The sequence below is a fragment of the Janthinobacterium sp. GW458P genome (genome assembly GCF_002127585.1).
In the GTDB taxonomy this organism is placed as follows: domain Bacteria; phylum Pseudomonadota; class Gammaproteobacteria; order Burkholderiales; family Burkholderiaceae_D; genus Janthinobacterium.
This window is the reverse complement of sequence record NZ_NEGZ01000105.1, coordinates 1-6606: the sequence shown is the minus strand read 5'-3', so window position 1 is coordinate 6606 and position 6606 is coordinate 1. Positions and strand designations below refer to the sequence as shown.

General features: G+C 65.9%; 8 protein-coding genes and 1 pseudogene. 7 read left to right on the top strand and 2 right to left on the bottom strand.

From position 1 onward, the window contains the following. Positions 1 to 200 precede the first annotated feature (200 nt). A complete protein-coding gene (locus CBW50_RS27790) occupies positions 201 to 449 on the bottom strand; it encodes a hypothetical protein (RefSeq protein ID WP_086148488.1) in 249 nt (82 codons plus the stop codon). 216 nt (positions 450 to 665) lie between these two features. Here CBW50_RS27790 and CBW50_RS27785 point away from each other — a divergent pair, with 216 nt between their 5' ends. The 4 genes from CBW50_RS27785 (at position 666) to CBW50_RS27770 (ending at position 3604) form a co-directional block, all read left to right on the top strand. Beyond that, positions 666 to 1319, top strand: coding sequence for a hydrolase (locus tag CBW50_RS27785; protein ID WP_086148487.1), 654 nt, complete (start codon positions 666 to 668; stop codon positions 1317 to 1319). A 70-nt stretch (positions 1320 to 1389) separates the two neighbouring features. After that, positions 1390 to 3240, top strand: coding sequence for an amidohydrolase (locus tag CBW50_RS27780; RefSeq protein ID WP_086148486.1), 1851 nt, complete (start codon positions 1390 to 1392; stop codon positions 3238 to 3240). Between the two features lie 14 nt (positions 3241 to 3254). Beyond that, a complete protein-coding gene (locus CBW50_RS27775; RefSeq protein ID WP_086148485.1) occupies positions 3255 to 3449 on the top strand; it encodes a DUF1427 family protein in 195 nt (64 codons plus the stop codon). Further along, positions 3446 to 3604: a XapX domain-containing protein gene (locus CBW50_RS27770; protein ID WP_086148484.1), complete on the top strand. Its 159-nt coding sequence runs from the start codon at positions 3446 to 3448 to the stop codon at positions 3602 to 3604. Before CBW50_RS27775 ends, CBW50_RS27770 begins: the two co-directional genes overlap by 4 nt. Before the next feature lie 52 nt (positions 3605 to 3656). Here CBW50_RS27770 and CBW50_RS27765 read toward each other — a convergent pair whose 3' ends face one another. Beyond that, positions 3657 to 4439, bottom strand: coding sequence for an inositol monophosphatase family protein (locus CBW50_RS27765; protein ID WP_086148483.1), 783 nt, complete (start codon positions 4437 to 4439; stop codon positions 3657 to 3659). Between the two features lie 195 nt (positions 4440 to 4634). Here CBW50_RS27765 and CBW50_RS27760 point away from each other — a divergent pair, with 195 nt between their 5' ends. The 3 genes and pseudogenes from CBW50_RS27760 to CBW50_RS27750 form a co-directional block, all read left to right on the top strand. After that, entirely contained in the window at positions 4635 to 5408 is a 774-nt protein-coding gene (locus CBW50_RS27760; protein ID WP_086148482.1) for an RNA methyltransferase, read from the top strand. Continuing rightward, a complete protein-coding gene (locus CBW50_RS27755) occupies positions 5405 to 6307 on the top strand; it encodes a LysR substrate-binding domain-containing protein (protein WP_086148481.1) in 903 nt (300 codons plus the stop codon). The genes CBW50_RS27760 and CBW50_RS27755 overlap by 4 nt, the downstream gene beginning before the upstream one ends. Positions 6308 to 6398: 91 nt before the next feature. Further along, positions 6399 to 6606: pseudogene (locus CBW50_RS27750) on the top strand (hypothetical protein); the annotation flags it as partial.

Sequence of the window (6606 nt, the reverse complement as noted above, 5' to 3'; positions counted from 1 at the left end):
CGCCCGCCCCGCGGCCAAGGCGGCGCCTGCCAGGGTGACGGCGCCGCGCGCCGCGCAGGCGCAGGCAGGCGACAGCCAGCGCCACGCCAGGAAGGACGAATGGGAAGAGTTCTAGCCCGCGCCGGCCTTGCCTGGCGGCCGCGACGCTGGTTTGCGGGCCACAACTTGCCGCCCCGGCTGCCTCGCCCCGCCAGCCTGGCCTAGTCGTCGACCTCGTCGACGGCCCAGCTCACGCCCTCGGCGTCCAGGTAGGCGCGCAGCGGCGCCAGTCCGTGCCACGGGTCCGGGCGCAGGTTCTGGCAGATATACAGGCCGGCCTCCGTCAGCCGGATATCCGTCTCCGGCATGGCGGCGCCGGGCGCGCGCGGCGCCCGTGCTTCGAGCAGCTGCGTGACGTGCTGGCGCTGGCCTGGCGTCAGGCTGGCCGTGATCCTGAATTCATATCCCATGTTTTCTCCTTGTGTCGGCCGCGCCTGTGCGCGCCATGTTGATTATCGAAAAAATCGAATATAGCTTGCTATTCTTTCCGTTTTTCTTTTCAGGGCGGCTCCTCCATACTGCACAGCACTGGCCCGGCACGCACTGCGTGACGCAAGGGCAGGAGCAGGATCGCCGTACAGAGAACGCTTTTTTCATATTCAATTATTTTCACTAAGGAAAACATCATGCCTATCGCCACCGCCCACGCCGCCCAAAAACTGCTGACCCCTGACGATCATACCCTGATCATGATCGACCACCAGTCGCAGATGGCGTTCGCCACCCGCTCCATCGACCTGGCCCTGCTGCGCAACAACGCGGCGCTGGTGGCCAAGGCGGCGGCGCAATTCAAGGTGCCGACGATTTTGACGACGGTGGCGGCCAAGTCCTTCTCCGGCCCCATCTTCGACGAAATCCAGTCCGTCTTTCCGGACCAGGCGCCGATCGACCGCACGACCATGAACACCTGGGAAGACGCGCGCATCGCCGACAAGGTCAATGGTTACGGCAAGGGCAAGATCGTGCTGGCCGGCCTGTGGACCTCCGTCTGCATCGTCGGGCCGGCCCTGTCGGCGCTGGCGCAGGGCTTCGAGGTGTACGTGATCGCCGACGCCAGCGGCGACGTCTCGGACGAAGCCCATGCAATGGCCATGCAGCGCATGATACAGGCGGGCGCGCAGCCGATGACCTCCGTGCAGTACCTGCTGGAGCTGCAGCGCGACTGGGCCCGCGGCGAGACCTACAATGAAACGGTGGCGACGGCCGTGGCGCACGGCGGCGGCTATGGCCTGGGCTTGGTCTACGCCAAATCCATGTTCAACGCCAGCGAAGGCCATTGATTTTGCATTGATATTGCGCCACCGCCGCCCGCCGGCGGGGCCGTACCCTTCACCTGAACCGGGAGTTCCCATGCACGCAAGCACGATTTTACTCAATGGCCGTTTCCACACGGTCGACAGGACGCAGCCGCTGGCGTCCGCCGTCGCCATCGCCGATGGCAAGTTCCTCGCCGTCGGCGACATGGAAGACGTGATGCGCCATCGCGGCCCCGCCACGCAGCTGATCGACCTGGCCGGCCGCACGGTGATTCCCGGCCTGAACGACTCGCACCTGCACCTGATCCGGGGCGGCTTGAACTACAACCTGGAGCTGCGCTGGGAAGGCGTGCCCTCGCTGGCCGACGCCTTGCGCATGCTCAAGGAGCAGGCCCTGCGCACGCCGAACCCGCAATGGGTACGCGTCGTCGGCGGCTGGACGGAATTCCAGTTCGCGGAAAAGCGCATGCCGACCCTCGATGAAATCAACGCGGCCGCGCCCGACACCCCCGTCTTCATCCTGCACCTGTACGACCGCGCCCTGCTGAACCGCGCCGCCCTGCGCGCCGTCGGCTACGACAAGAACACGCCGAACCCGCCCGGCGGCGAGATCGTGCGCGACGCGGCCGGCAACCCGACCGGTTTGCTGATCGCCCGGCCGAACGCCATGATCCTGTATGCCACGCTGGCGAAAGGCCCGAAGCTGCCGCTGGAACTGCAAGTGAACTCCACGCGCCAGTTCATGCGCGAACTGAACCGGCTCGGCGTCACCAGCGCCATCGACGCGGGCGGCGGCTTCCAGAATTATCCCGAGGATTACGCCGTCGTCGATGAGCTGGCGCAACAGGAGCAGTTGACGATACGCATCGCCTACAACCTGTTCACGCAAAACAAGGGCGCGGAACTGCAGGACTTCCAGAAGTGGACGGGCATGCTGCAACCGGGTGACGGCACCGATTTTTACCGCCACAACGGCGCCGGCGAAATGCTGGTGTTTTCCGCCGCCGACTTCGAGGATTTCCTCGAGCCGCGCCCGGAACTGGCGGCCGGCATGGAAGACGAGCTGGAAAAGGTCGTGCGCCACCTGGTCGAGCAGCGCTGGCCGTTCCGCCTGCACGCCACCTATGACGAATCGATCGGCCGCATGCTCGACGTGTTTGAAAAGGTCAACCGCGACACGCCGTTCGGCGGCCTGCACTGGCTGTTCGACCACGCGGAAACCATCAGCCCGAAAAATATCGACCGCGTGAAAGCGCTGGGCGGCGGCCTGGCCATCCAGCACCGCATGGCGTTCCAGGGCGAATACTTTGTCGAGCGCTACGGCGCGCAGGCGGCCAAGGCCACGCCGCCCGTGCAGCGCATGCTCGACGCGGGCGTGCCCGTGGGCGGCGGCACGGACGCCACCAGGGTCGCCAGCTACAACCCGTGGACGGCGCTGTACTGGCTCGTTTCCGGGCGCACCGTGGGCGGCCTGGCCCTGACGGATGCGGCAGGCAGATTGTCGCGCGACACGGCGCTGGAACTGTGGACGGCCGGCAGCGCCTGGTTCTCCAGCGAGCAGGGCAAGAAGGGGCGCATCCGCGAGGGCATGCTGGCCGATTTGAGCGTGCTGTCGGCCGATTACTTTACGGTGCCGGAAGAGGCCATCAAGTCCATCGAGTCCGTGCTGACCATGGTGGGCGGCAAGGTTGTCTACGGCCAGGGGGAATTCACGGCCCTGGCGCCGCCGGCGATCCCCGTGCTGCCCGAGTGGTCGCCCGTGCGCGCGGTGCCCGGCCATTACCGGCCGGCAGCCAGACCGGCGCAAGCCATGCTGCCGCACCAGTGCGCGGGCGCCTGCGGCGTGCATGCGCATGCGCACGACCGGGCGCGCAAGTCGGCCGTGCCGATCAGTGACTTTTCCGGTTTCTGGGGCACGCTCGGTTGCAGCTGTTTCGCTTTCTGACCGAGGACAGAGCCATGCGCTGCAAGAAAGTCATCCTCGGCCTGCTGCTGGCCTTTGTCGTGGGCTTCGTGTGCCAGCTGGCGCGCATTCCCGTGCCGGCGCCGCCCGTGCTCGGCGCCGCGCTGCTGGTATTTTTGACCAGTTGCGGCTACTGGCTCACGGGACTGTACCTTGAGCGCCGCGCGCGGCGGCACGGGGAGGCGCCATGAACGTCATGCTGGCCGGCGCCGTGCTGGGATTGCTGGTGGGGGCGGTGTGCCGCTGGTTCGACCTGCCGTCGCCCACGCCGCCCACGCCCACGGGCGCGGCGATGGTGGTGGCCATGACCCTGGGTTTCGTCGTGGCGGGGAAGCTGGGCTCCTGAATGCGAAAAAACCGGCCAGGGCCGGTTTTTCGTGGGTACTGCTTGCGCTACATCAAGCGAATGGCGTGAGCAGGGTAATCATCTGGCCAAAGATCTTCGGGCTGGCGGCGATGACGTCGCCCTTGTACAGATACTCCGATTCGCCGTTGAATTCACCGACGATGCCGCCCGATTCCGTGATCATCAGGGCGCCGGCGGCGATATCCCAGGGTTTCAGGCCTTTTTCGTAGAAGCCGTCCAGGCGGCCGCAAGCGACGTAGGCCAGGTCCAGCGCGGCCGAACCAGCGCGGCGCACGCCCTGGCTGCGTTCGCCCATGATCGCGTACATCTTCAGGTATTCGTCCAGCGCGCGGGCGCTGCCGGCCACGTAGCCCGTGCCCAGCAGGGCGTTCGCGATGCGATCGAGCTTGGTGACGCGGATGCGTTTTTCGTTCAGGTAGGCGCCGGCGCCCTTGGTGGCCGTGAACAGGTCGTTGCGGACCGGATCGTAGATGACGGCTTGCGTGACGACGCCGCGATGCGCGAGGGCGATCGAGATGCAGTATTGGGGGAAACCGTGGATAAAGTTGGTGGTGCCATCGATCGGGTCGATGATCCACTGATATTCATTCTCGTCGTGCGAGTTGGCGGAAGCTCCCGATTCCTCGGCCAGGAACGCATGGTCCGGGTAGGCTTTGGACAGCACCTCGATGATGGCTTGTTCGGCCGCCTGGTCGACGTCGGTGACGAAATCGTTGTGTTGTTTTTCCGTGACGACGACGCGGTCGAGGTCGAAAGAGGCGCGATTGATGACGGCGGCGCCGCGGCGGGCGGCTTTGATCGCCGTATTGAGCATTGGGTGCATGTGAGCTTCCGTTAAAAGCACGCGACCGCCCAGCGTCGCCTTTCGGCGCCGGTACGATGGAGTGCAAGAATGAATTAAAGAGCGGAGCGGTGCCGAAGTGGTTAAAATCCCGGCCTGGAGTCAGCGTTTTGTGGCTCCGTTTCCCGAAATTTCCTGTATCGATACCGCGCAATAGCGCTATTTTAAATGAATCTGCCCGAAATCAACACGTCTCTTTTCACACGCCTGCGATTTATTCTTGTCGAAACTAGTCGCTCTGGCAACATTGGCGCTGTCGCGCGCGCCATGAAAACGATGGGTTTTTCCGATCTGGTGCTGGTCAACCCCCGTTTTCCCGATGCCCTGACGGATGCGGAAGCGGTGGCCTTTGCCAGCGGCGCGCAGGATATTTTGTCCGGCGCGCGCATCGTCGGCTCCATTGCCGAGGCACTCGAAGGCTGCAACTACGCGGCGGCCGTGTCGGCCCGGCTGCGCGAATTCTCGCCGCCCGTCACCGCCCCGCGCGCCATCGCCGGCCAGCTGGCCGCCGGCACGGACCTGCACGCGGCCGTCATCTTCGGCAACGAGCGCTTCGGCTTGCCCAACGAGATCGTCGAGCAGTGCAATGTGCTGATCAATATCCCCGCCAATCCCGCGTATTCCTCGCTGAACCTGTCGCAGGCGGCGCAGGTGGTCGCCTATGAGTGCCGCGTGGCGGCCCTCGATGCGTCGGACGAGGCCCGGGCGGCCAGCCCCGTCGGTTTCCATGGCGACGCGGCCAGCCTGGCGCAGGTCGACGGCATGTATGCGCACCTGGAACAGGCGCTGGTGGCCATCGACTTCCTCGACGCCGACAATCCGAAAAAGCTGATGCCCCGTTTAAAGCGCCTGTTTTCGCGCACTGGGCTGGAAACGGAAGAAGTCAACATCCTGCGCGGCATCGCGCGGCATATCCTGGCGGTCGCCAAAAAAGGCCCATGATCGAGACGCGGCTGCTGCGCCAGTTCATCGCCGTCGCCGAGGAACTGAACTTCCGGCGCGCGGCCGAACGGCTGCACATGGCGCAGCCGCCGCTGTCGCAGGCGATCCTGCGGCTGGAAGAAGCGCTCGGCTATCCCGTATTCGAGCGCACGAACCGCAAGGTCAGCCTGACGCCTGCGGGCGATGCTTTCCTCGCCACGGCGCGCCAGGTGCTGGCCAGCCTGGAAGAGGGCGTGGCCGCCACGCGCCGCGTGGCGCAGGGCATCGAAGGCCATCTGCGTCTCAGTTTCATCCACGTCACGCCGTATGCCCACGTATTGAACGCCTTGCGCGCCTTCCGCGCCGCCTCGCCGGCCGTGCAATTTACCTTGCGCGAGGCGTCGACGCAGCAGCAGGTCGAGTGGCTGGAAGCGGGGCAGGTCGATATCGCCCTGCTGCGCGCGCCGGGGCGCAGCACGCCGGGCCTGCGCCTCGAGCGCCTGTCGGGCGAAGACATCGTGATTGCGCTGCCGTCGGACCACCGCTGCGCGGGGCTGGCGCGGGTGGACCTGCTTGAGCTGGCCGGTGACGATTTCGTCGCCTCGCCGCGCGAGCTGGGCCAGGGTTTCCACGACCAGCTGGCCAGCCTGTGCCTGCATGCGGGCTTCGTGCCGCACGTGGCGCAGCAGGCGCGCCGATTGCAAACGGTGCTGGGCCTGGTGGCGGCCGGCTTCGGCGTGGCCCTGCTGCCGGCCAGCCTGGCCGCGTGCCTGCCCCCCGGCGTCGTCATGCTGCCGCTGGCTAGCGGCGCACCCGAGGCGCTGCGCCAGCTCGACCTGTACATGGCATGGGACCCGCAGCGCGCGTCTCCCGTGCGCGAGCGGCTGCTGGCGCAGTTGCGCCTGTCCGTCGCCGAATGAGACTTTGAAAGTCTTGTTTCAATATAAATAAGATATTTTACAGATGGTGGCCCGGGGGGCAGCATGGCGTTTTTGATTGTCAGGAACTGCCATGTCCACCATGTCCTCGCGCACAGTGCTGCCGTCCGCCGCGCTGCCATCCTCCATTTACCTGCTCTCCCTGTGCAGCTTTGCCTTCGGCTTGTGCGAATTCATCGCCGCCGGCCTGCTGACTCCCATGGCGCGCGAGCTGCACGCCAGCGTGGCGGCGGCCGGCGGCGCCATCGCCGCGTATGCGCTGGGGGCGGCCATCGGCGCGC